This window comes from Halorussus litoreus (genome assembly GCF_003382685.1).
Taxonomy (GTDB): domain Archaea; phylum Halobacteriota; class Halobacteria; order Halobacteriales; family Haladaptataceae; genus Halorussus; species Halorussus litoreus.
Window position 1 is genome coordinate 18,397 of sequence record NZ_KZ859516.1, and the last position, 24,121, is coordinate 42,517.

Here is a 24,121-nt window from a genome sequence, read left to right on the forward strand (position 1 = left end):
CTCACGGAGCGACTCGACCCAGCTCGGGACAGTCGGGGGCAGCCTCTTTTGTTCGTTCTTTCGGGGGACCGTCGACGTAACCCGCGGAATCGGACCAAACGCCTAAGTTCGCGATGGTCCCATTTATAGGCGCTCGATGGCCCCTGAGCTGGCGATTGTCGTAACTGCGGTGGTGTTGCCGTTCGTCGCTTCGGGAGTGGCACCGCTGGTCTACCGCCTCGCGGGCGACTACACCGGCTACTTCGGTGCGGTCGTCGCACTGACCTGCTTCGGACTCGTCGGAACCCAACTCGGGAGCCGCGGCGCAGTCGCCCTCCCCTGGGTGCCGTCGATGGACGTGGCGCTGCGATTCTACGTCGACGGGTGGGCGGTGCTGTTCGCGCTGCTGGCCAGCGGCATCGGCGCGCTCGTGTTCACCTACTCGGCCAGCTACATGCACGACGAGCGGAGCCTCGCGCGGTACTACGCGACCTTGCTGGCGTTCATGGGATCGATACTCGGCGTGGCGTTCGCCGCGGACCTCGTCGTCGTCTTCCTGTTCTGGGAGCTGACGAGCCTCTGTTCGTTCGTGCTCATCGGTCACCACACGGAGGACCGCGAATCCCGGTACGCCGCACGGATGGCGATGGTGGTCACCGTCGGCAGCGGCCTCTTTCTGCTGGTCGGCGTCGTCCTGCTGGCAATCGCGGCCGGCGACGCGCTCGGGGCGACCACGTTCGACCTCGCGGCGATGCTCGCCGACACCGACGCGATGCGGGCGACGCTGCGCGAGTCGGGGCTGTTCGTGCCCGCGCTGGCGGCGTTCGCCGTCGCTGCGGGCGCGAAGTCCGCGCAGGTGCCGCTGCACTTCTGGCTCCCGAACGCGATGGCCGCCCCGACTCCCGTCTCGGCGTTCCTCCACTCCGCGACGATGGTGAAGGTCGGCGTCTACTTCGTGGGGCGGCTCCGGCCGCTGTTCGGCGGCCCGGAGTGGACCCTGCTGTTCGCGACGGTGGGGCTCGCGACGATGACCGTCGGCGCGATGCTGGCGGTGGTCGCGACCGACGTCAAGGAACTGCTGGCGTACTCGACGGCGAGCCACCTCGGGCTGATGGTCGCGGGCTTCGGCTTCGGGACCGTCTACGGCAGCGAGGCCGGAGTCTTCCACCTCCTGAACCACGCGCTGTTCAAGGCCGCGCTCTTCCTGGTCGCCGGCATCGTCGCCCACGAGGTCGGCACCCGGCGGGTCGACGCGCTGAGCGGCCTCTGGCGCGACCTCCCGGTGACCGCCGCCGTGACTGCCGTGGCCGCGCTGAGCATGGCCGGCTTTCCGCCGTTCAACGGGTTCTACTCGAAGGAACTGCTGTTCGAGGCGACCTACGAGGCGGCCCACGCAGCCGGCGGGCTGGCGTGGCTCTATCCCGCTGTCGCGGTGTTCGCGAGCGTCTTCACGGTGCTGTACTCGCTGCGATTCCTGGGCATCTTCTTGGGCGAGCGGCCAGCCGCTGTCGCTTCGGTACACCGGCCGTCACTCGCGCTGGTGGTCCCGCCTGCGGTGCTCGCGCTCGGGACCGTCGCGATTAGCGCTTCCCCGCAACTGGCGGTCGACACCGTCGTCCAGCGGGGCGTCGCGGCTACGAGCGCGGGCCGACCCGAAGTACACGTCGAGTTTCCGACGCACGTCTCGCCGCCGGTCGTGATGTCGGCGATCACCATCGGGGTCGGACTGGCGGGCTACGCGGTCTACGACCGGGTTCGGACCGCGGTCGCAGCGCTCGCGGACGCCGCCTCGTTCGCGCATCCCAACTTGTGGTACGACCGCCTCCTGTTGGGCGTCGAGGCGGCCAGCCCGCGAGTCGCCCGAACCGTCCACAACGGCCGACTCCGAACGTACGTGACCTGGGTGGTCGCGACCGCGAGCGCGCTCGCGCTGTTCGGCTACGCCACCACGTCCGGACTTGCTCCCGGTGTCGAGAGTACGCGGATCACGGCCGCGATGGGGCTGGTGCTGGTGGTGGCAGTCGTCGCTGCGGTCGCGGTCGTCATCGCGCCGTCTCACGTCGTGGGCGTGCTCGCGCTGTCGATTCTGGGGTTCATGGTCGCCATCTTCTACATCCTCGCCAGCGCTCCGGACCTCGCGTTGACCCAACTGGTCGTCGAGACGCTGGTGTTGCTCATCTTCCTGCTCGTGCTCGAACGGATGCCGGCGTTCTACGGCGACCTCCGACCCCGGGTCGTCGCGCGCGACGCGGCGCTGTCGGCCGTCGTCGGGGCCACGGCGTTCCTGACCGTCGTGCTGTCGATTCCCGATGCTGGCGCGGACCCGACGGCCATCGCCCGCTTCTACGCCACCGAGGCGGTGCCCTCGGGCGGGGGCACGAACATCGTGAACGTGATACTGGTCGACTTCCGGGGCTTCGACACGCTCGGCGAACTGTTCGTCGTCGCCATCGCGGCGATGTCCATTGTAGTGCTGATAGAGATGCGGGACAGAGGTGAGACCCAGTGACGACTGTCATCATGAAGACGACCGCGCGCATCGTCGTCCCGATAATCCTCGTGTTGGCGATCTCGCTGCTGTTGCAGGGGCACAACCTCCCCGGCGGCGGATTCATCGCCGGCGTACTCACGACCGTCGCGTTCGCGCTGATCTACGTCGCCCAAGGGCTCGACTACCTGGACAGCGGCGTGCTCGGACAAGAAGTCGAGTCCGGTGCGGGCGTCTTCGAGCACCGCTCGGTCACGGCGTTCCGTCAGACGTTCATGGTAGGGCTGGCGGTCGCGGTCGCCAGCGGCTTCGCCGCCCTGTTGTTCGACGAGCCGTTCCTCACCCAGACGTTCGTCATCGTCGAGCACTTGCCGCTGTATCACGAGCTAGAGTTCGCGAGCGCCTTGGCGTTCGACGTCGGCGTGTACATGGTCGTCGTGGGCGTGCTCCTGACGATCCTCTCGGTGGTGGGTGCCGAGTGATTCGACGCGTTCGCGGTCCCGGCGCTCGTTGGGGAGGTGACCGACCGTGAGCGTCGCGCTCGCGACCGTGGTCGGCGGCCTGTTCGCGCTTGGGACGTTCCTGTTGCTCCGGCGGGACCTCGTCCGCGTCGTCTGGGGCGTCTCGGTGCTCTCGCAGGCCGCCAACGTCTACCTCATCTCGATGGGCGGGGTCCAGCCCGGCACCCACGACACCGTGCCTGTTCTCGACGCCCACGGCGGGGCGGTCCCCGAGACCACCGACCCGCTGGTGCAGGCGCTAGTGTTGACCGCAATCGTCATCAGCTTCGGCACGACGGCGTTCGCGCTCGTGCTGACGTATCGCGCGTATCAGGAGAACGAGACGATGGACGTCCAGGAGTGGCGCTAACGATGGCGAACGACCTCGTCGTCGCACCGATGCTGGTGGTGCTCGCGAGTATCGTCGCGATGCTGGCCTTGCGTCCGCGCCCGCGCGCTCAGCGCGTGGCGAGCGTCGCCGGCAGCCTCGCGTACGCGGTCGCCGTCGGCGCGGTCGCGTGGCTGATCGTGCTTTCGCCGGACGCCCCCGGCGCGGCGACCTACCAACTCGGCGGCTGGGCGGCCCCGTTCGGCATCACGTTCGTCGTCGACGCGCTCTCGGCGTTCATGCTCACCATCGCCGCCGTGGTGGGACTCGCCGCGGTCGTCTTCTCGGTGGTGTTCGTCGACCGGGCGAACCAGGGGGTGTTCTACCACCTGCTGTTCCACTGCCTGCTGCTCGGGGTCACGGGGGCGTTCCTCACCGGCGACCTCTTCAACCTCTTCGTCTGGTTCGAGGTGATGCTGATGGCCAGTTACGTGCTCGTGGCGTTCTACGGCGGGCCACAGCACACCGCTGCCGGATTCCGCTACCTCGTGCTCAACGTCGTCGGCAGCGTCCTGCTCCTGCTGGCGGTCGGCGGCCTGTACGCGACCACCGGCACGCTCAACATGGCCGATATGTCGCGGCGGCTCGCGGACCCGGCAGCTTACGGCATCGACCCGGCACCGGTCGTCGGACTGGGGGCGCTAGCGTTCGCGACGTTTTCGCTGAAAGCCGGACTGGTGCCGTTCCAGTTCTGGGTGCCCGGCGCGTACCGGTCGGCACCGCTCCCCGTCGCGGCGACGCTCGCAGGCGTCACGAAGAAGGTCGGGATGTACGCCATCGTTCGCGTCTACTTCACCGTGTTCGCCGGCGCGACAGTGGGGATTTCCGTTCCTGGGGCCGCCGGCGCGTCGCCGCTGGCCTTCCTCGCACCGGCCCTATTGGTGATGGGGTCGGCGAGCATCCTCGTCGGCGGACTCGGCGCTATCGCCTGTGACACCTTGGACGAGATGCTCGCGTACTCCAGCATCGGGCAGGTGGGGTTCATCGCCGTCCCAGTCGCCATTGCCGCGGCGGCCCCGCCGGGGTCGCTGCGCCGACTCGGGCTGGTCGCCGCACTCGTCTACGCGCTCCACCACGCGCTGGCGAAGTCGCTGCTGTTCTTCGCGACGGCCGCGATCCGCAGCGCGACCGGCACCCACCGTCTGTCGGACCTGGGCGGTCTCGCGAGCCGAGCGCCCGTCCTGGCGGGGTGCTTTTTCGTCGGCAGCCTCTCGCTGGTCGGGATCCCGCCGCTGACCGGCTTCTTCGGAAAGTTCCTCGTGTTCGAGGCTGCTGCAAGGCAGTTCACCGCGTCGTCGGGGCTCGCCGGTGGTGCCGTGATCGCCGTCGTGCTGGTCGGGGCGGTGCTCACCATCCTCTACACGACGCGAGCGTGGACCCGGAGCTTCTGGGGGCGTCGAACGCCGGCCGTCGAGGGCGCGACGGTGCGTCGTTCGCAGGTGGCAGTGCTGGTCGGGCTCGCAGCCCTCATCGTCTGCCTCGGCATCGGGTTCGACCCCGTCTTCGAGTTCGCGACCGCGGCCGCCGAGGCGGCGCTCGACCGAGAAGGGTACGTCGAACTCGTCGGCCCGGCGGGAGGTGACGGCGCGTGATGCGGCGCTGGGTCGTCGCCGGCGTGGTGTTCGCCCTCATATGGCTGTTCGTCCGCGGCGTCGAACTCGCGGTCGACGCCGTGGTCGGGGAGTTCCTCATCGGCCTCGCAGTCGGGGTGCCCGTCGCCTACCTGTTCCGGCGTCTCTACTCCGAGGGCATCGAGTTGGGTGACATCCTCCACTCGCTGCCCTACGCTGTGCTGTACGTTCTGGTGTTCCTGCGGGAGGTAGTGGTCGCCAACGTCGACGTCGCTTACCGCGTGCTCGCGCCGGACCAACCCATCGAGCCGCAGGTCATCTTCGTGCCGCTGCGCGTCCAGACGGACCTCGGCGTGACGACTATCGCCAACAGCATCACCATCACGCCGGGCACCATCACGCTGGACCACGACAGCGAGGAGAACGCTCTCTACGTCCACGTCATCGACGGCCGGAACCCTCAGGAGATCGTGGAACCGATACGCACCTGGGAGGACTACGCGCTGGTGATCTTCGACGAGCCGCTCTCGCGGTCCGACCCAGCGCCCGACATCGCCGTCCATCCGGAAGACCGAAATCCGCCACCCCCGGCGGACGACAAGCCATCGCCCGAGGAGGGAGGTGACGGCGATGGCCGCTGAGGCCGACCTGCTGACGACCGCGGCCGACGCCGGCCTCATCGTCGTCAGTGCGCTCTGCGTGCTGTGCAGCTATCGGGCCATCCGGGGGCCGACCGTCCCCGACCGGGTGGTCGCGCTCGACGCAATCGCGACCAACGTGGTCGCTATCGCCGTGCTGTTCGCGCTCAAGACCGGCCGGGGCCTGTTCGTCACCGTCAGCCTCGTGCTGGCGATCATCGGGTTCCTGTCGACGGTCGTCGTGGCGAAGTTCGTCACCGAGGGCGACATCATCGAGAGACGCGAGTGATACCCACCATGCATCGACATCACACGACCCACGTCAAATCTGTGCGCGGAGGCGAGCGACGATGGTGACCGCGGGGACCGGGTTGGCGGTCGCGCTGATCGCGGTCGGCTGTTTCTTCCTGACCGTCGGTACCGTTGGCCTGCTGCGGCTCCCGAACGTGTACAACCGGATGCACGCCACCAGCAAGCCGACGACCCTGGGCACCGCCGCCATCTTCCTCGCGGGGTTCGTCCACTTCGGACCGGGCGGAGCCGGCCTGCCGTCGCTGGTCGGTATCCTGTTCCTCTTCCTGACGGTGCCCACCGGCGCGCACATGATCTCGCGGTCGGCCCAGCGCACCGGCGTCCCGTTCCTCGGGGGCGTCACGTGGCCGGGGAAGAGTGACGGTGACGACGACTGACCGTTCCTCACTCGGCGTGGGAGTCGGAGTTGGAGTCGACGTCAGGGTCGTCGGCGTCTGGTAGCGCGAGCACGGGAACGTCGCTCTCCGCGACGAGCGCGGTGGTCACGTCGCCTGTGAGGAGCTTGATCCACCGGCTCCCTCCGCGTGGCGTGAACACGATGGCGCTCGCGTCGTGGTCGTGGGCGGCGTCGATGACCGCTCGGGCGACGTTCTCCCCGGAGAGCAGTTCGGTCTCGACGTCGACCCCGGTTCCCTCCAGCCCCGAGACGACCTGCTCGAAGATGGCGTCAGGGAACTCCTCGCCCTCCTCGGCGGCCCGCTCCTCGGCGCTGAGTTCGGAGTCGTCGTACACGTGGACCGCGATTACGGTGCCGCCGGCCGCCGAGACGTACGGCGCGAGCGCGGCGGTCGTCGACTCGGCGTCCCACCGGTTCGCGACGGGGACGACGACGCGTCGGAACAGCGAGTCCGGCATCAGCGGGTGGGGTGAGGCCGTTGACACTCGAACGTCGATACGCGCGGGATGGGTTGCATACTCATCGCATCGTCGAGTGACGCCTTAGTTCGTTTGGCGAGTCGGGCGTCAGTGTCGCGACGGAATTCTGACCGACGAGAGCGCGACTGGACTCTATCGAGCGGTGAGTCACCCGGAATGATGTACCGCGAGCAGAGAGCGGTGCGCGCGGGTTCGACCGCGGGCGGTCGAACCCGCGCGCAGCCGACGATGAAAATTGGTCCGAAGCCAGGGGTGGGATTTGAACCCACGAACTCCCGATTACAAGTCGGGTGCTTGAACCGCCCAAGCTCCCCTGGCGCGCAGGCCGACGTTCTCGCTACTCCTTTGTGAGCGTATCGCTTTCGACCCATTTTTCCAACTCGACCCGTTGCGGACTGTAACCGTGGCGCCGATAGAACCGCAGGGCGGCTTCGTTGTCGGCCATCGCCTCCAGCGAGAGCACGTCCGCGCCCCCGTCGACGAGTGCGTGCTCGGCGGCCGCCAGCAGTTCCGACCCGACGCCCTCGCCGCGGCGGTCCGGGACGACGAAGACGTTCTCGATCGCCCCGCGGACGGCGTCGCTTTCGTAGCGGCCCGACTCGACGCCGAACGTGACGAAGCCGACGATGTCGCGCCAATCGGGGGTCCGGTCGGATTCGCGGTCGGATTTGCGGCCGGACTCCGAATCAGAGCTGCGCGCGACGAGCAGTTCCCCGGCGACCGCGCGCCGGGCCATCACGTCGCGGATCGCCTCGCGGTTCTCGTCGGCCAGCAGGTGCGAGCCGTACTCGCGCTGGTCGGCGGCGAGGTCGACCCACAGGTCGGCGACCGCGCTGGCGTCGACGACTTGCCCCGGGTCGACGGCGACCATTCAGTTCCGAAGCGCCTCCACGGCGGGCAGTTGCTCGCCGGTGAGCATGTTGAGCGCCGCGCCGCCGCCCGTGCTGACGTGGTCGAACCCCTCGATGCCGAACGTTCGGATGGCCGCGGCGGTGTCCCCGCCACCGACCACGCTGTAGTCGGCACCGGTCGCGGCCGCGAACAGCTCGCGAGTTCCGTCGGCGAACGTGTCGTCCTCGAAGACGCCCGCCGGGCCGTTGAGCACGACCGTACTCGATTCGCGGACGACCTCCTCGTACGCCGCCACGGTCGCGTGGCCCACGTCCATCACGGCTTCGCCTTCCGACGGCGGGAGGTCGGCCAGCGCGATCTCGTGGCGGTCGCCGTCGCGCTCGACGGCCACGTCCTCGGGCAGCCGGATGCGGTCGCCGTACGTCTCGAGCAGGTCGGCCGCGCGGTCGATCTCGTCCCAGTAACCCTTGTCGTACACGAAGTCGGCGCTGGCGTCACCCAGATCGACGCCATCTGCCAGCAGGAACACGTTGGCGACCACGCCGGTCGTGAGCACGGTGTCGGCCACGTCCCGGTCGAGCACGCTGTCGATGACGGTCATCGAGTCGGGCACCTTCGCACCGCCGACGACGTAGGTCCGGGGCTCGGGCGTACTCGACATGTCGCCGAGCACGTCGATCTCGGCCTCCATCACCCGGCCAGCGTAGCTCGGGACCCTGGCAGGGAACCCAACGAGCGAGGGCTGGGAGCGGTGTGCCGCGGCGAAGGCGTCGTTGATGTAGGCGTCGAGCACCGGGACGAGTTTGTCGACGAGTTCGGTTCGTCCGGCCTGCTCGGCCGGGAACTCCATGTACTCCTCGCTGTAGAAGCGGGTGTTCTCGAGCACGACCGCCTCGCCGTCGGTCAGGCTCTCGACGGCGCGGCGCGCGTCTGCGGAGAAGGTGGCGTCGGAGTACTGGACGGACGCACCCAGCAGGTCGCCGAGGCGGTCGGCGTGCGGTCGGAGGTCCCTGAATTCGTCGCCGCCCGGGCGGCCCTGATGGGCGAGGACGGCCACGCGACCGCCCCTGTCCAGCAGTTCCGAGAGCGTCTCGACGTGAGCGCGGAGGCGGGCGTCGTCGGCGAGGTCGCCGTCGTCTGTCAGCGGACTGTTGATGTCGATGCGCACTCCGAGTGCGTTCCCTTGGACGGCGAGGTCGTCCAGGGTCTGTATCGGCATATGTGTCCCTGCGATAGCCCCACGCATATATGTGTCGAGTCAGGTGACAAATAAAACTCGGTCCCGAGTGAATCGACGTTAGCGCCCGCGGTGACGCGGAACGTCGCGCTCTTCCACCGAACGCACATAGTCATACATCCGGTATAGAGCTGGTTTTGAGTTTTTGATCGTGTCCGTCAGCGCACGGAAATTAGTTTATAACTTGGTTCGAACGCGCGTGAAGGGCCCGTTTTTGAAAGATATTTTACAGTATAGGGATATACTTATAGGTAATGGCTATCTATGGGGGGACATGTCATACCACGAACGGCGCAGGGACGTGCTGAAGGGTATCGGCGCTGCGAGTGCTGTGGGCCTCGCTGGCTGTATCGGCGGCGGTGGCGGCGACAACGCGCCCGACCTGCTGACGGTCATCGGCTACCCCGAGAGCGGCATCCAGCTGTTCCGCGACTACTACAGCGAGTCCGACGGCGAGGAGGAAGTGCTGATTCCGGACGGGCTTCAGGACGGTGCGATGCCGGGACAGGTCGGCAACGACATGGCGAACGTCACGGGAACCGCACCGGCTGCGGGCGGTCCGAATCAGGAAGCGTTCAACTCGCTGTACCAGGACGAGTACGACGAGACTCCGGGTGTGTTCACCTCCCAGTCGTACGATTCGAGCGCGCTCCTCATCCTCGCGAATGCGGCCGCTGGCGAGAACAGCGGCACTGCCATCCGCGACCAGCTCCGCCGCATCGCGAACCCGGACGGCACGGAGTACGGTCCGGACGAGTTCATCGACGCGGTTCAAGCGGCCGCGAACGGCGAGAACGTCAACTACCAGGGCGCGTCCAGTTCGACGAACTTCAACGGTGACGGCGACCCCGCCTCCGCGGCGTACTCCATCTGGGAGTTCGACGGAGCCGACTCGGAGTCGGTCAACGTCCAGGAGACCCAGAGCTTCGAGGGTGACAGCCCCGACGGGGCCGGCCCGAGCGCGGACGAGTCGCCCGGCGGCCTCGGTCGCGAGGTCAGCCTCGGTATCCTGCTGCCCGAGACCGGCGACCTCGCGTCGACCGGCGGACCGATGATCAAGGCCTCGGAGATTCCGGCCAAGCAGGTCAACAACTCCGACCTCGACCTATCGGTCAACGTTTCGTTCGAGGACACCAACACCTCGCCCGACCAGGGAGTCAGCGGGGCCGAGTCGCTCGTCAGCGGGGGCGTCCCCGCGGTGAACGGCACCGCCTCCTCCGGCGTGAACGTCCCGGTCTGTCAGCAGGTGTTCATCCCGAACGAGGTCGTCGGCTGTTCGCCGTCCAGCACCGCGCTGTCGGTGTCGAACCTCGAAGACGACGACTACATCTTCCGGACCGCGCCGAGCGACATCCTGCAGGGCCGCGTGATGGCGCAGGTCGCCTCCGAGCGCCTCGAAGCCGAGACGGCCGCGACGCTGTACGTGAACAACGACTACGGCCAGCAGCTCTCCGAGCGGTTCAGCAACGTGTTCGAAGACGAGTTCGATGGCGAGGTGTACGACCAGATCAGCTTCAACATCGGCGAGTCGTCGTACTCCAACGTCATCCAGGACGCGCTGTCGAGCGGTGAGTGAGGACCGGATTCGGGACGGGCTTCTTTTCGCGTCGTGGGCAACGTCGCTCCGGTATCGAACTCGACATCGAATGCGCCGGATCGGTAGCAGTAGCTGGTTCGCGGTTTCGGTATTCAATTTGTATCTCGGAGACGCGGGCGGCGGATTCGATACGTCGGTCGTGCGTCCCTATCGGCGAATGGCTCCGATGGCTCTCAGGGGAGATAGGTAGCGATGTTCCCCGACTGACCGTTGGGAGTGGAGTGTCGCGTCGAGGATCGACGAGGGGATCGTACCGATCTACCCGCCGAGGAACTGCTGGCGGACCTCCTCGTCGTCCAGCAGCGCTGTGCCCTCGTCGACGTACCGGTTCTGTCCGTTCGCGAGGACGTAGCCGCGGTCGCAGCGCCGCAGGGCCTCCTTGGCGTTCTGCTCGACCATCAGGATCGAGGTCCCGGCGTCGTTGATCTCGTCGATCTTGTCGAACATCTCGTCGACGAGGTCGGGGGCGAGCCCCGCAGACGGCTCGTCGAGCAGAAGCAGGTCCGGGTCGAGCATGAGCGCCCGGCCCATCGCGAGCATCTGCTGCTGGCCGCCCGACATCGTCCCGGCCTTCTGGTCCTTGCGCTCTTCGAGAATCGGGAAGCGGTCGTACACCTCCCGGAGCGCGTCTTGGGGCACGTCGTCGAGGATGTACGCGCCCATCTCGAGGTTCTCCTCGACGTCCAGCGCCGCGAACACGTTGTCGCTCTGGGGCACGTACCCCAGGCCCTTGTGGATGACGTCCTCCGGCCGGGTGTCGGTGATGTCCTCGTCCGCGAACGTCACGGTCCCGCCCATGTAGGTGGTCAGCCCGAACACCGACTTCATCACGGTGGACTTGCCGGCCCCGTTCGGGCCGACGATGGTGACGTACTCCTCGTCGTCGACGTGGAGGTCCACGTCGGTCAGGATCTGGAGGTCGCCGTAGCCCGCGTCCAGGCTGTCGACGGTCAACAGACTCATACTTCACCTCCGAGGTAGGCCTCGATGACCTCCTCGCTCTGCTTGATCTCGGCCGGCGTGCCGTCCTTGAGGACGCGTCCCTGGTGCATGACGATGACTCGCTCGCAGTTGTTCATGATGAGGTCCATATCGTGCTCGACGATGAGGAACGTGTACCCCTGCTCGCGCAGTTCGTGAATGTGTTCGAGCAGGCGTTTCTCCAGCGATGGGTTGACACCCGCGAACGGCTCGTCGAGCAAGAGTACGTCCGGGTCGGTCAACAGCGCCCGCGCCATCTCCAGCAGCTTTCGCTGGCCGCCAGAGAGGTTGCCCGCGTGCTCCTCGGCGAGGTGGTCGATCTCGAAGAAGTCGAGCACGTCCCACACGCGTTCGAGCTGCTCGCGCTCCTGTCGCTGGACGTCGCCGCGAACGCCCGGGGTGACCGACCGCCACAGCTCCTCGCCGATCTGGTCCTTCGGCGCGAGCATCATGTTCTCCAGCACGGTCATCTCCTCTAACTCGCGGGCGATCTGGAACGTTCTGGCGAGCCCGCGGTTGGCGATCTCGTGGGGCGCGAGCCCGGTGACGTCCTCGCCGTTGAACTGCACCGTGCCCGAATCGGGGTCGTGCATCCCCGTGATGAGGTTGAACGTCGTCGACTTCCCGGCCCCGTTCGGGCCGATGAGGCCGGTCAGCGATCCCTTCTCGACATCGAAGCTCACGTCGTCGACCGCGGTGATGCCACCGAACGTCTTCCGAAGGTTCCGGACTTCGAGCGGCGTCCCACTGTCGAGGGCGACGTCGTCGACCGGGATGGCGGCGTCAGCGGTCGTTTCGGCGGTCCCTTCTGCAGGTCCGCCACTCTGGTCCGTAGGCTCACTGCTCTCGTCGGCCGGGGGCGCTTCGTCGGTTCCGCTCACTGCTGTTCACCCCCGTCGGTCGCGGCGGCCTCACCACCGGGTTCGGCGCGCTCGGGACGCGAGAGGTCGATGCTCGCCGCCGTCTCCTTGCGGTGACCGAGCAGCCCCTCCGGGCGGTTGTGCATCAGCCAGATGAGCGTCACACCCATGATGACGAGCCGGAGCTGTCCGATGCTGTTGAGCGTGTAGACGACGAACGGGACCGGGTCGAGCGACCCGCCGAGCGCGGCCATCGCCTGCCCGAAGCTGCCGGGCCCGTCGCCGAGATCGAACGCCGCCTCGACGAGGTTCTTCACGTACCGGGGGCCTTCGTACAGCAGCCCGGCGAACAGGGCACCGCCGAGGACGCTCCCGGTGTTCGAGCCCGCGCCGCCGATGATGAGCGCAATCCAGATGTAGAACGTGATGTTCGGTCGGAACGACGGCGGCGTGATGGAGCCGCGGCCGCTGTACCACAGCACGCCCGTCAGCCCCATCAGCGCACAGCCCAGCACGAACGACTTCAGCTTGAAGCGGTTGGTGTTCTTGCCGAGCGCGTTCGCGACCTCCTCGTCCTCCCGGATGGCCTTCAGCACGCGACCGAACGGCGACTCGCCGGTCCACGTCAGCAGCCAGTAGAAGATCCCGACCACGCCGAGCAGCACGAGGCCGTACGCTAGCCCGTCGACGACCGGCTTCGGGTTGTTGGCGATGAAGTTCGCCGCCACGAAGTCGACGAAACCGAGGTACGGGTCCCAGAGGTACAGCGCGCGAAGCAGCGCTTCGAGCGGCGACAGGTGATTGAGGATAAGTCCGCCACCGCCGCCGAGCCCGACGGTGTCGGCCGCGAGGTCGACGCCGAACACGGTGTTGGGCACGTCGAACGACTGGAACGTCCGGGACATCAGCGTGAATCGGACGATCTCGGAGAACGCGATGGTGACGATAGCGAGGTAGTCCGCGCGCAAACGCAGGGCCGGGAGGCCGACCAGTAGGCCGGCCAGCGCGGCCGCGAGCACGCCGAAGATCATTGCGACGCCGAGCGGGAGGCCGAAGCCGCCGATCTGGGCGGCTCCACCCTGCGCGACCGGCGGCTTGGCGAATATCGCAGTCACGTACACGCCGATCGCCATGAACCCGACGATACCGATGTTGAACAGCCCGGTGTATCCCCAGTGGAGGTTGAGCGCGAGCGCCGCCATGCCGAACACGGCGACGTAGAACGTGAGGTTCGCCAGCGAGTTGAGTTGACCGCGCAGCGTGTAGCCGAACGCGAACCCGGCGAGCACGTACGCGAGGTAGATGGAGCCGAACACCGCGATCAGCAGTTTCGGGTCGCTGTCGAACAGCCAGCCGAGCCGACTGCCCTCGTCGGTGTCGGTCATGCTGTCGTCCTCCCGCTGAAGATTCCCTGCGGCTTGAACAGCAGGATGACGATCATCACCATGAACGCCGCGGCGCGGCCGAACTCGGAGGGGATCCAGATGACCGACATCGAGGCGGTCAGTCCGATGATGAGGCCGCCGCCGATGGCGCCGTAGATGGAGCCGATGCCGCCGAGGATGACCGCCGCGAAGATGAGCAACAGCAACAGCCAGCCGTCGTTGAAGCCCAGCGTCCCCTTCCAGAGGACGAACATGTAGCCGGCGACGCCGGTGAGGCCGCCGCCGATGATCCACGTCGCGCGGACGACCTGCTCGGTCGGGATACCCGTGATGCGAGCGAGGTCCTCGTTGTCGGACATCGCGCGCATCGCCTTCCCGAGTTTGGTGCGCTGGAGCAGGAGGTGGACGCCCAGCATCAGTCCGACGGCGACCACGGCCAGCGTGATGTCGTGGGCGTTGATCTTGACGCTCCCGTCGATGACGAACATGCTCAGTTCGGGAACCGACCCGGCCGCCGTGGTGCCCCGGACGTCCGTCCCGAAGACGAACACGATGAGGTATCGGAGCGCGAACGCCACCCCGACGCTCGTGATGAGCAGGGTGATGCCGCCCTCGTCACGCACCGGCCGGTAGACGAACCGGTCGATGAACAGGGCGAGGGCGACGGTGCCGACGCCCGCGAAGATCATGCCCGCGATGACGGCGATCGGCGACGTCGTGATGCCGACGCCGAGCGTGCCGCCGAACACCGAGCCGCCGGCCCCGACCAACAGCAGCGAGCCGACGTTCGCCTCTCCCAGTCCAGCGAGCAGGTACGTGACCGCCCAGCCGGAGAACGCCCCGCTCGTCAGGTAATCGCCGTGGGCGAAGTTGGCGAAGTTGAGAATACTGTACGTCATCGAGAGACCGATGCTCGCGAGACCGATGATCAGTCCGCGCATCAGCCCGTCCCAGGCGTACGACACGAGGTTGTTGAACTCGACGTTCCCCGTGGCGAGACCCCTGAGCAGGAACCACACTAACCAGATGGCGACCAGACCGACGACCAGCGCGAACGGTTGTTCGCTGGCGAGTCGGCGGCCGCGCACATACGTTTCAGATGCACCCATTTGATAACACTCCTCATGCCACTGTCCGGCACCGCACCCATAATAAGGTTTCCCAAATCCATAATGTTACGTAGCACGAAATGCCGGGTTTAGCGGACGAGTTACAGCAGAATCGGCCCGCCGCCGAACCAAAGGTCAGTGGCGTCCAAGTGGTGCGCCGCCTCCCGGTCCGGCCGTAATCTATCCAGCGTGGCGGTTTAACTATCGGGGCGTCCTCCAACAGAATTACACAATCTTTTATTATAATCTCGGCGTGCATTACCTCGGAGATGTCAGAGAAATATCGAACGACGCGGCGGACGTACTTGAAAGCGACCACGGCTGCGGGGGTGGCCGGGCTGACCGGGCTGTCGGCGTCGGCGGGCGCGCGACAGGGCGGTGCGATCCAGATGGGGTCGATCCTCCCCATCACGGGCGATCTGAGCGCGTACGGGAGCGGGATGCAGGAGGCCGTCAACCTCGCCGTGCAGGATGTCAACGACGCGGGCGGGCCGCTCGACCGTCAGATCAACGTGACGAACACGGACAGCCAGACCCAGCCCTCGCAGGCCATCCAGGAGTACAACTCGCTCGTCAACGAGCAGGGCATCGTCGGGTTCGTCGGCGCGGCCTCGAGCGGGGTGTCGGTCCCGCTGGCCGAGAACGTCGCGGCCGACCAGGTGATGCAGGTGAGCCACGCGAGCACTTCGCCCGCGCTGGCCGAGATCGGCTACAACGAGGACGGGAGCGTGAAGTACTTCGGCCGGACCGCACCCAACGACGCCCAGCAGGGCATCGTGATGGGTCGCATCTTGAACGACGGCGAGTTCGTCGGGGCCGACACCGCGGCGTTCCTCTTCGTCAGCAATCCGTACGGACAGGGGCTGGCCGAGCAGGCCCGCGCGGAGTTCGGCGGGGAGACGACCGCGATGGTCGGCTACGACCCGCAGGCGAGCAACTACACGTCGACGCTCGATCAGGTGTTCGCCGACGACCCCGACGCGGTCGGATTCGTCGGCTACCCGGGCAACGGACGGACCATCCTCAACCAGTGGAACGACGGCGGCTACGGCGGCGAGTGGGTACTCAGCGAGGGCCTGAACTCCACGGAGTTCCTCTCGGACCTGAGCGACATCACGGCCGGGATGTACGTGGCGTCCCCGAATCCGGAGACGACCCGGGGAGCGACGACGTTCGAGGAGAAGATGGGCGATGCCAACACCCTGTTCGCACCCCACGCCTACGACGCGATGTTCCTGATGGCGCTCGCCATGGAGGCCGGCGGCGAGGCCAACGGGACGACTATCGCGGAGAACATCCGGTCGGTGTCCCGGCCGGAGGAGGGAGCCTCGGCCCAGACCACGACCGAGGGAATGGCGGGGACGACGACCGAGGCTGCGCTACAGGACGAGACCACGACCGCGCAGGACGGCGGCGAGGCCGCCGGAAACGTCGTCACGGTCGGGGAGTTCCAGCGCGCGAAGGACCTGCTCGCCAACGACGAGGACATCAACTATCAGGGTGCGTCCAGCCCGGTGAACCTCAACGAGTCGCTCGAACCGCTCAACCAGTTCGCCATCATGCAGGTGCAGGATGACGGCTCGACCGAGATCCTGCAGACGATTCCGCGGTCGTTCTTCCGCGGACGGCTCGGCGGTGGCGGGGAGACGACCACGACGGAGATGTAGGCATCCGGTTTTCCTTTTTCTGGACGACTTGCGGTACGTGGCGTAGACGTAGATTTGATTAAGTGGGGCGTGGGAACGTATCACTTCCATACGAGACAGATACCAAACCATTTAGCGGAGCAATGCTGCAGACGGTACACCGCGGAACCCAGATATTATCACTCCAGAAATTCCGGTGAGAGAATCGCATCATCGTAACAACACCGTTTTCCCATCTCTTTTGCAAGTTAGAACAATGACGGCGCACGACTCCTCGGAGACTGAAGACCGAAAAGACGACCACCTTCAGATCGTTCAGGAGCGAGACGTCGAAACGACGGGCACGGGCTTCGAAGACGTCCGCCTCGTCCACAACGCGCTCCCGGAAGTCGATTACGACGCCATCGACCTATCCATCGACTTCCTGGGTCACGATCTATCCGCTCCGATCGTCATCGAGAGCATGACGGGTGGACACCAGAACACGACGGAAATCAATCGGGCGCTTGCCCGGGCCGCCAGCGAGACCGGTATCGCTATGGGTCTCGGTAGCCAGCGAGCGGGTCTCGAACTCGACGACGAACGCGTCCTCGAATCGTACACTATCGTCCGCGATGCCGCACCCGATGCGTTCATCTACGGGAATCTCGGCGCTGCACAGCTCCGGGAGTACGACCTCGAAATGGTCGAGCGGGCTGTCGAGATGATCGACGCGGACGCACTCGCAGTCCACCTGAACTTCCTCCAGGAGGCCGCCCAACCGGAAGGCGACGTCGATGCACGGAACTGTGTAGCTGCGGTTGAACGGGTATCTGAGGCACTCTCGGTGCCGATCATCGTCAAAGAAACGGGCAACGGAATCTCCGGGGAGACCGCGCGACAACTGACGGCAGCAGGTGTTGACGTGATCGACGTCGCTGGAAAAGGCGGTACCACGTGGTCCGGGATCGAAGCCTACCGCGCAGCGGCCGCAAACGCGCCGCGACAAAAACGAATCGGCAATCTGTTCCGAGAGTGGGGAATCCCGACCGCTGCGAGCACAATCGAGTGTGTTGCCGAACACGACTGCGTAATTGCGAGCGGTGGTGTACGGACGGGATTGGACGTGGCAAAAGCGATTGCCTTAGGTGCCCGTGCTGGCGGACTAGCGAAACCGTTCTTGAAACCAGCCACGGACGGGCCGGACGCTGTTATCGAGCGAGTCGAGGATTTGACGGCCGAGCTACGGACGGCAATGTTTGTCACCGGTTCGGGTTCGGTTGACGATCTTCAGCAGGTAGAATACGTGTTGCAGGGAGAAACGCGCGAGTACGTCGAACAACGAATCAGCACCGACTAGCACAGAAGCGCCGAGTGTTTACAATCTAAATCGCGGAGATATCGATGGGGAGGAGTTCTACTCCGATAACTGTCCAACCTGTCCTTACTGTGGGGTTTCCGAATCGAAAACTGCGCTACGATACGCTAAAGGCGGCAGGTGGGAAGCGACTGACGATATCCCGGCCGCTCAATCTCCGGCCGCTCAATCTCCGGCCGCTCAATCCCCGGCCGCCTCGCCGCTCCGCCCACCGCCACCGCCGAGATACAAGTCGATGACCTCCTCGGTTTCGAGCAGTGCCGCACCGGTGTCCTCGAAGCGGTTCTGGCCCATCTCCAGCACGTAGCCCCGGTCGGCGTTGCGCAGCGCCTTCCGGGCGTTCTGCTCGACCATCAGGATGGCGGTGCCCGACTCGTTTATCTCGCCGATCTTCTCGAACACCTCGTCGACGAGGTCGGGCGCGAGGCCGGCGCTCGGCTCGTCGACGAGCATCAAGTCCGGGTCGACCATCAGCCCGCGGCCCATCGCGAGCATCTGCTGCTGGCCGCCCGACATCGTCCCCGCTTTCTGATTCTGACGCTCCTTCAGGATGGGAAAGCGGTCGAACACCTCGTCCAGCGACTCGCGGGGCACCTCGTCGAGGATGTACGCGCCCATCTCCAGGTTCTCCCGGACCGTAAGACTCGGGAACACGTTGTCTGTCTGGGGCACGTAGCACATCCCCTCGCGGGTGATCTCGTCGGGTCGCAGGTCGGTGATGTCCGCGCCGTCGAAGACCACCGACCCGTCCCAGCAATCGATGAGACCGAACACCGCCTTCATGAACGTGGACTTGCCCGCGCCGTTCGGCCCGATGATACAGACCACCTCGTCGTCGGCCACGTCCATCGAGACGCCGTGGAGGATCGTCGCGTCGCCGTACCCCGACACCACGTCGCGGGCTTCGAGCAGCGCCACGGTCAACCCCCCAGGTACGCGTCGATGACGCGCTGGTCGTTCCGGACCTCCTCTGGCGTCCCCTGCATCAGTTTCTTCCCCTGGTCCATGACGATTATCGTGTCGCTCAGGTTCATGATGACCTCCATGTCGTGTTCGACGATGCAGAACGTGTACCCCTGATCGCGCAGGTTCTCGATGCGTTCGAGCAGCTTGGTCGTCAGCGTGGGGTTGACCCCCGCGACGGGTTCGTCGAGCAGGATGAGCTCCGGGTCGGTCATCAGCACGCGACCCAGTTCGAGCAGCTTTCGCTGGCCGCCAGAGAGGTTGCCCGCCTGCTCGTCGGCGAGGTGGTCGAGTTCGAGGAACTCCAGCATCGTCGAGGCCTCCTCGCGCACGTCCTCCTCGGCATTCGCGACCGCCTTCCGGCGGAACCACGCGTTGGCGAGGTTCTCGCCGGGCTGGTCCTGCGGCGCGAGCATCAGGTTCTCCAGCACGGTCATCCCCTGGAGTTCGCGGGTGATCTGGAACGTCCGGGAGAGGCCGGCCTGAGAGACGCGGAACGGCCGGTTGTGCGCGAAGTCGACGTACCGATCCTTGAGTCGCTCCTCTATTTGATACAGTCCCGCGCCCATGCCCGCGCCCACGAGTGCCGCGCCCCCGAGCGCGAGCGCGGACGCGCCCCCGGACGCCACGACCGCGATCCCCGCCCCGCCGAAGGTGAGTCCCGACGCACTCATCCAGATGCCCTGCTCGGCGTCGCTGGGCCGCATTATCCCCTGCAGGTCGGTTCCCCGATAGCGTATCTCCCCGCCGTCCGGCGTGTAGAACCCGCTGATGAGGTTGAACGTCGTGGTCTTCCCGGCACCGTTCGGGCCGATGAGGCCCGTGATGGTGCCCTCCTCGACCTCGAACGTCGCGCCGTCGACCGCGGTGATGCCGCCGAACGTCTTGCGCAGGTCCTCGACGTCGAGTATCGCGGTCACTCGCTCTCACCTCCCACGGCCAGCTTCTCGCCCCACAGCCCCTCGGGGCGGTAGTAGAGGATGATGATGAGCAGCGCGCCGATGAACGCCAGCCGGAGCGCCTGTATCGACGACTGCATCGCGGTGGGGAAGAATCCTGCTACGTCTGCGGTCGCGCGCTGGAACGCCCAGTAGATGACTGCGCCGAGGATCATCCCCCGGTTGTTGGCCGTGCCGCCGATGATGAGGATGAGGAAGGCGACGAACGTCACCCGCGGGACAAACATGGTGTGGACCAGACTCTGGTAGTAGATGGCGGTCAGTCCGCCGGCGAACCCGGCCATCGCGGAGCCGAGCATCATGCTCTGGACCTTGTAGCCGAACGAGTTCTTCCCGAGCGAGGTCGCCACGTCCTCGTCCTCCCGGATGGCCTTCAGCACGCGACCGAACGGCGAGTCGACCGTCAGCTCCGAGAGGTAGTACGCCACCGCCAGCGAGGTCAGGGTCAACACCAGCAGGAACCGCGCGAAGTCGAACGCCGCGGCGTCGAACGTCACGGTTCCTCCCTGGAACACCACCAGCCAGAGCAGGTTCTCGACGGTGTTGTACGCGACTGCGCTCACCCCGCCGAGTTGGAACGGTGTCACGTTCGCCATGCCGAAGTACCGGAGGACGAACAGCCAGAGCGCGCCGACGCCGACGATGCGGACGAACGCGGCGTCCGACCCGACCGATCGGGCGGTCACGGAACCGCCGTCACCGCCACCGCCAGCGTTTTCTGGGCTGTCTCGACTCCAGTTCACGCCGAGGTAGTAGATTCCGTAGAGGAACGCGCCGAGAAGCCCGAGCGTCAGGAGCAGGCCGATACTGCTGCTCTCGTCGCCGCCCCCGCCGCCGAGCACGATGAGCGGCAGGAACGCCGCCACGAACGCGACGGCGAGCCCGAGCGCGATTGCGAATTCCCGGGCCGAGAGGTCGCTGTACCGCCGGACGACGGCCACGCCGCCGAACACCCACGTGAACAGCGAGATCGCGCCGAGGAAGACGAGCAGGACGGTCGAGGAACCGCCGGTCAGCAGCATCGCGACGAACGCCACCGTCGCGGTAATCGCCCCGGCAGTCGGCACGTGGCGCTCCCGGACGCCGTAGAACACCGCGAGAGCGGCCGCGAGGACCACCAGTCCTAGCCACCACTCGAACGCGAGCCAGGCGACGATTCCGGCCGCCAGACCGAACAGCGCGCCGACGCCGAGGAGCGCGCGGCGTTCGGTCTCGCCGGTCGGGGTTCTGGCGCTCCGTGCCGCGCCGTACCCGATCCCGAGGGTCGTCAGCGCGAGGAGGCTGTCCACGATCTTCCCGCGCATCCCCGGCCCGGAGATGGTCCGGCCCGCGGTGACGCCGCCGTCGGGCCTGACGCCGCTGTCGGAACGGTCGCCGCCGTCGGACCGGACCTCCGCGGGCGGGCGCGAGTCCGAGTCGGCGAACTCGGACTCGCGTCCGCCCGACTCGCGGCCGGTGTCGACCCGGGCGAGCGCGTACGTCGCTCCGGTCCACAGCACGAAGACGACGAACCCGAACAGCGCGGCCGCCGCGAGGGTGTCGCCCGGGAGCGGGAACTGCGTGCGGAACGGCTGGTCGAAGCCACGCAGCGACCCCGGGCCGTTCGCCAGCCAGCCCTCGGTCTGGACGATGCGCTGGAGGATGACCGAGATGCCCAGCACCGCGATGGCGAGGTAGTCTTCCCGGAGCCGGATGGCCGGGAGCGCGACCAGCATGCCGACTACCCCGGCCGCGAGGGTCCCCACCGCAATGGCGGGGAGCCACGGCCAGTTCAGCCCGAGAATGTACGAGGCGAACGCCTGCTCGCTCGCCGGGGGCAACACCAGCAGGGCGGTCACGTACGCGCCGACGAGATAGAACGCGACGTGGCCGATGTCCAGCAGGCCGGTGTAGCCGAACTTGAGGTTGAGTCCGAGCGCGAGAATGGCGTAGATGCCCACGATGGTTCCAAGCGAGACGATAGTCGAGGATAAGGCCACGCTATGCACCCCCCGTGATGCCTTCCGGTTTGACCAGCAGGACGACGAGCAATACCGCGAACGCGATGGGAATGCGGTAGGTCGACGAGTCGATGCCGGGGAGCGCGAACAGCCCGACGTCCATCGACAGCCCGACGATGTAGCTGCCGAGGATCGCGCCGTACACCGAACTCAGCCCGCCGAGGATGACGCCGGCGAACATCGGAAGCAGCAGGAAGAAACCCATGTTGACCGTGAGCTGGTTGAACAGCACGCCGAGCATCACGCCAGCCACCGCAGCGAACGCCCCCGCGATGATCCACGTCGCCATCATCACCCGGTCGGTGTTGATACCGGTCGTCTTCGCGAGATCGAGGTTATCGCTGGCGGCCCGCATCGCCTTGCCGAGCTTCGTCTCCTGCAGGAGGAAGTGGAGCGAGCCCATCATCAGGACCGCGATGACGACGACCGACGCCCGCATCACCGAGAGTCGGACGCGAGTCGAGAATCCAGCGGCGTCTGGCACCGACCCCGAGCCGGCGAGTGCGACCGCCGAGACGACGAACGCGACCAGTCCCAGCACCGCCGCGGCGAGCTTCGGGCCGAACGTCCGGGCCGCGCCGAACTCGTCGCCGCCGCCGCTCCGCCATCGGTAGCCCAGCACCGCCGTGCCCACCGTGAGGACGAGTACCGCGAGTACGGCGAGCCACGAGTAGTTCGCGGTGAAGATCGGTTCGGGGGGCGTCGAGCCGGGGTCGACCGCGTTCAGCACCATCCCCGCGTCGGTGACGTAGAGGTCGTAGAAGTTCGCGGCCGAGAGTTCCACGTCGAAGCCGAAGATCGAGCCCACGTCGGGGACCTCATAGGTGCGAACGTCGCCGCCGTAGAACGCCTGCGTGCTGAACCGGAGCACGAACGACAGTCCGAGCGTGACGATGAGCATCGTCGCGAGCGACGCGCCCTTCTCGCGGAACTTCTGGAAGATGACCTTTTCGAGCAGCGGTGCGACCGCCGCCAGCACCGTGGCAGCCAGCAGGAGCCCGGCCCAGATGGACGGGAAGCCGATTACGACAGCACCACCGAGCGCGGCGGCCGCGAGCGCGTGGACGCCCAGCGCGAGCCACGCCGGTGGGTCGCCCGGCCACCACGAGCCGGTCAGCGCCGCCGCGCCGCCGAGCAGGTACACCGCGGCGAGCGCAGCTCCCGCAGTCAGCAGGAACAGCACGGCGTACCCGCCCGTTCCGACCGTGCGCTCGGCGGCCAGCAGCTCGAACACCGGCACGGTTCCCGGCCGGTTGACGAACAGCGCGACGTACGCGCCCAACATCAGCAGTTCGCCGTGTGCGAAGTTCGGCACCTCCGCGATGTTGTACACAAGCGCCAGCCCGATGGCTCCGAGCGCGACGACGCTCCCGGTCACGATGCCGGTCACCACCGCGTTGGCGAGCTCGGTGCTAGGTGCCACCGTCTACCTCCCGGCTCGCGCCCCCGTCAGTTCCGTCGATGGCGCTGTCCAGCGACTCCGTCAGTACACCCTCGTCGATATCCCTTCGGTACCCCATTCCCTGTCACTCCCCACCACGATACATCCTCGCAATGCCGACGCATTTGTGTCTTGTGCCTTTTCGCACCCTCCGCGGCGGAATATGAACCTCGCGTCGGGTTGGGCTTATCCCCTCGCCGGCGATACGCTCGGCGGCCTCCCTGACCGCCCGGCTGCCCCTCAGACCTCCCGGCAGTCGGCGCAGATGAGTTGGCCGTTCACGTTGGCCAGTCCTCGGCTCAGGGTGCCACAGGCCTCGCAGATGCTCCGGTCGGAGTACTCGTACCGGTCGCCCTCCTCGCTCTCGACTCCGGCCATCTCGCCGCCCGACTCCCCGGCCATCGGCTCTCCACCGACTGCTGGGGACTCCGAGTTCCCGGCGGCTCCGAACTCGCCGGTCGTCCCATCGCGGGGCGACCCGCTGGCGACCGACGGCACGCCCGACAGCGACGCGGACGCCGCGATCACGTCGCGTTCGGAGAGGACGCCGACGAGGTCGTCGTCGTTCGTCACCACGAGCCGCCGGATGTCCTCCCGGGACATCGTGCCCGCGGCGTCGGACAGCGCCCGGTCGGCGTGGACCGACACCACCGGCTCGGACATCACCGACGAGACCTCGACCTCGCCGGGGTCGCGCTCGTCGGCGACCAGCGCGAGCACGTCGGACTCGGTCACGATGCCGACCGGGTCGCTGCCCCTGAGGACGACGACGCAGCCCGCGCCGTCCTCGTCCATGAGTTTCACCGCCCCGAGGACCGTGTCCGACTCGTTCACGCCGACGAATTCCCGGGTCATCACGTCCCTGACGGTCACTTCGCCCTCCATGTGCGAAAGATTGACACAGGTTCTCTAAAAAGTATCCCCGGCAAGCTTAAGCGCGCGTCCCGCCTACACTCAAAGTTGCGTTCCCGCTGGTCATTCT

At 66.7% G+C, this 24,121-nt stretch carries 22 protein-coding genes and 1 tRNA gene; 10 read left to right on the forward strand and 13 right to left on the reverse strand.

All coding sequences use genetic code 11. The features are described from left to right. The first annotated feature begins 136 nt into the window (after positions 1-136). From mbhE to mnhG, 7 genes are all read left to right on the forward strand, one after another. Positions 137-2,488, forward strand: coding sequence for a hydrogen gas-evolving membrane-bound hydrogenase subunit E (gene mbhE / locus DPQ64_RS07790; RefSeq protein WP_115863791.1), 2,352 nt, complete (start codon positions 137-139; stop codon positions 2,486-2,488). Next, positions 2,485-2,949: an MnhB domain-containing protein gene (locus DPQ64_RS07795; RefSeq protein WP_115863792.1), complete on the forward strand. Its 465-nt coding sequence runs from the start codon at positions 2,485-2,487 to the stop codon at positions 2,947-2,949. The genes mbhE and DPQ64_RS07795 overlap by 4 nt, the downstream gene beginning before the upstream one ends. Before the next feature lie 46 nt (positions 2,950-2,995). Continuing rightward, entirely contained in the window at positions 2,996-3,337 is a 342-nt protein-coding gene (locus DPQ64_RS07800; RefSeq protein WP_115863793.1) for a sodium:proton antiporter, read from the forward strand. 2 nt (positions 3,338-3,339) lie between these two features. Next, positions 3,340-4,947: a complex I subunit 5 family protein gene (locus tag DPQ64_RS07805; RefSeq protein WP_115863794.1), complete on the forward strand. Its 1,608-nt coding sequence runs from the start codon at positions 3,340-3,342 to the stop codon at positions 4,945-4,947. Continuing rightward, a complete protein-coding gene (locus DPQ64_RS07810; RefSeq protein ID WP_115863795.1) occupies positions 4,947-5,567 on the forward strand; it encodes a Na+/H+ antiporter subunit E in 621 nt (206 codons plus the stop codon). The genes DPQ64_RS07805 and DPQ64_RS07810 overlap by 1 nt, the downstream gene beginning before the upstream one ends. Continuing rightward, on the forward strand, positions 5,557-5,853 hold the full coding sequence (locus DPQ64_RS07815) for a monovalent cation/H+ antiporter complex subunit F (RefSeq protein ID WP_115863796.1): 297 nt from the start codon (positions 5,557-5,559) through the stop codon (positions 5,851-5,853). Before DPQ64_RS07810 ends, DPQ64_RS07815 begins: the two co-directional genes overlap by 11 nt. Positions 5,854-5,914: 61 nt before the next feature. Next, positions 5,915-6,253: a monovalent cation/H(+) antiporter subunit G gene (mnhG, locus tag DPQ64_RS07820; protein ID WP_115863797.1), complete on the forward strand. Its 339-nt coding sequence runs from the start codon at positions 5,915-5,917 to the stop codon at positions 6,251-6,253. 7 nt (positions 6,254-6,260) lie between these two features. On the opposite strand, the gene DPQ64_RS07825 is transcribed toward mnhG, so the two are convergent. The 4 genes from DPQ64_RS07825 to DPQ64_RS07840 form a co-directional block, all read right to left on the reverse strand. After that, the gene (locus DPQ64_RS07825; protein WP_232820514.1) at positions 6,261-6,758 is read right to left on the reverse strand and encodes a universal stress protein; all 498 of its coding nucleotides are present in this window, start codon (positions 6,756-6,758) and stop codon (positions 6,261-6,263) included. 238 nt (positions 6,759-6,996) lie between these two features. Beyond that, positions 6,997-7,070, reverse strand: a tRNA-Thr gene (locus DPQ64_RS07830). Between the two features lie 19 nt (positions 7,071-7,089). Further along, on the reverse strand, positions 7,090-7,623 hold the full coding sequence (locus DPQ64_RS07835; protein ID WP_115863799.1) for a GNAT family N-acetyltransferase: 534 nt from the start codon (positions 7,621-7,623) through the stop codon (positions 7,090-7,092). Continuing rightward, positions 7,624-8,823: a phosphoglycerate kinase gene (locus DPQ64_RS07840; protein WP_115863800.1), complete on the reverse strand. Its 1,200-nt coding sequence runs from the start codon at positions 8,821-8,823 to the stop codon at positions 7,624-7,626. Positions 8,824-9,145: 322 nt separating this feature from the next. On the opposite strand from DPQ64_RS07840, the gene DPQ64_RS07845 reads away from it, so the two are divergent. After that, the gene (locus DPQ64_RS07845; RefSeq protein WP_368276019.1) at positions 9,146-10,417 is read left to right on the forward strand and encodes an ABC transporter substrate-binding protein; all 1,272 of its coding nucleotides are present in this window, start codon (positions 9,146-9,148) and stop codon (positions 10,415-10,417) included. 279 nt (positions 10,418-10,696) lie between these two features. Here DPQ64_RS07845 and DPQ64_RS07850 read toward each other — a convergent pair whose 3' ends face one another. The 4 genes from DPQ64_RS07850 to DPQ64_RS07865 form a co-directional block, all read right to left on the reverse strand. Beyond that, positions 10,697-11,401 carry an ABC transporter ATP-binding protein gene (locus tag DPQ64_RS07850; RefSeq protein WP_115863802.1) on the reverse strand — a complete coding sequence of 235 codons (705 nt, stop codon included), beginning with the start codon at positions 11,399-11,401 and terminating at the stop codon, positions 10,697-10,699. Beyond that, positions 11,398-12,195, reverse strand: a complete 798-nt coding sequence (locus DPQ64_RS07855) for an ABC transporter ATP-binding protein (RefSeq protein ID WP_115863841.1) — start codon at positions 12,193-12,195, stop codon at positions 11,398-11,400. The genes DPQ64_RS07850 and DPQ64_RS07855 overlap by 4 nt, the downstream gene beginning before the upstream one ends. Positions 12,196-12,296: 101 nt before the next feature. Next, positions 12,297-13,664 carry a branched-chain amino acid ABC transporter permease gene (locus tag DPQ64_RS07860; RefSeq protein ID WP_115863803.1) on the reverse strand — a complete coding sequence of 456 codons (1,368 nt, stop codon included), beginning with the start codon at positions 13,662-13,664 and terminating at the stop codon, positions 12,297-12,299. Beyond that, entirely contained in the window at positions 13,661-14,605 is a 945-nt protein-coding gene (locus tag DPQ64_RS07865; protein WP_394338832.1) for a branched-chain amino acid ABC transporter permease, read from the reverse strand. The genes DPQ64_RS07860 and DPQ64_RS07865 overlap by 4 nt, the downstream gene beginning before the upstream one ends. Positions 14,606-15,042: 437 nt before the next feature. Between DPQ64_RS07865 and DPQ64_RS07870 the strand changes: the two genes are divergently transcribed. Beyond that, the gene (locus DPQ64_RS07870) at positions 15,043-16,440 is read left to right on the forward strand and encodes an ABC transporter substrate-binding protein (protein WP_115863805.1); all 1,398 of its coding nucleotides are present in this window, start codon (positions 15,043-15,045) and stop codon (positions 16,438-16,440) included. 235 nt (positions 16,441-16,675) lie between these two features. Beyond that, the gene (fni, locus tag DPQ64_RS07875; protein WP_115863806.1) at positions 16,676-17,758 is read left to right on the forward strand and encodes a type 2 isopentenyl-diphosphate Delta-isomerase; all 1,083 of its coding nucleotides are present in this window, start codon (positions 16,676-16,678) and stop codon (positions 17,756-17,758) included. A 198-nt stretch (positions 17,759-17,956) separates the two neighbouring features. On the opposite strand, the gene DPQ64_RS07880 is transcribed toward fni, so the two are convergent. The 5 genes from DPQ64_RS07880 to DPQ64_RS07900 form a co-directional block, all read right to left on the reverse strand. After that, on the reverse strand, positions 17,957-18,694 hold the full coding sequence (locus DPQ64_RS07880; protein WP_232820515.1) for an ABC transporter ATP-binding protein: 738 nt from the start codon (positions 18,692-18,694) through the stop codon (positions 17,957-17,959). A gap of 2 nt (positions 18,695-18,696) precedes the next feature. Then, a complete protein-coding gene (locus DPQ64_RS07885; protein ID WP_115863807.1) occupies positions 18,697-19,659 on the reverse strand; it encodes an ABC transporter ATP-binding protein in 963 nt (320 codons plus the stop codon). Next, the gene (locus DPQ64_RS07890) at positions 19,656-21,677 is read right to left on the reverse strand and encodes a branched-chain amino acid ABC transporter permease (protein WP_198662048.1); all 2,022 of its coding nucleotides are present in this window, start codon (positions 21,675-21,677) and stop codon (positions 19,656-19,658) included. The genes DPQ64_RS07885 and DPQ64_RS07890 overlap by 4 nt, the downstream gene beginning before the upstream one ends. 1 nt (position 21,678) lies before the next feature. Next, the gene (locus DPQ64_RS07895; protein WP_115863809.1) at positions 21,679-23,121 is read right to left on the reverse strand and encodes a branched-chain amino acid ABC transporter permease; all 1,443 of its coding nucleotides are present in this window, start codon (positions 23,119-23,121) and stop codon (positions 21,679-21,681) included. 258 nt (positions 23,122-23,379) lie between these two features. After that, on the reverse strand, positions 23,380-24,024 hold the full coding sequence (locus DPQ64_RS07900) for a CBS domain-containing protein (RefSeq protein ID WP_115863810.1): 645 nt from the start codon (positions 24,022-24,024) through the stop codon (positions 23,380-23,382). Positions 24,025-24,121: the final 97 nt, after the last annotated feature.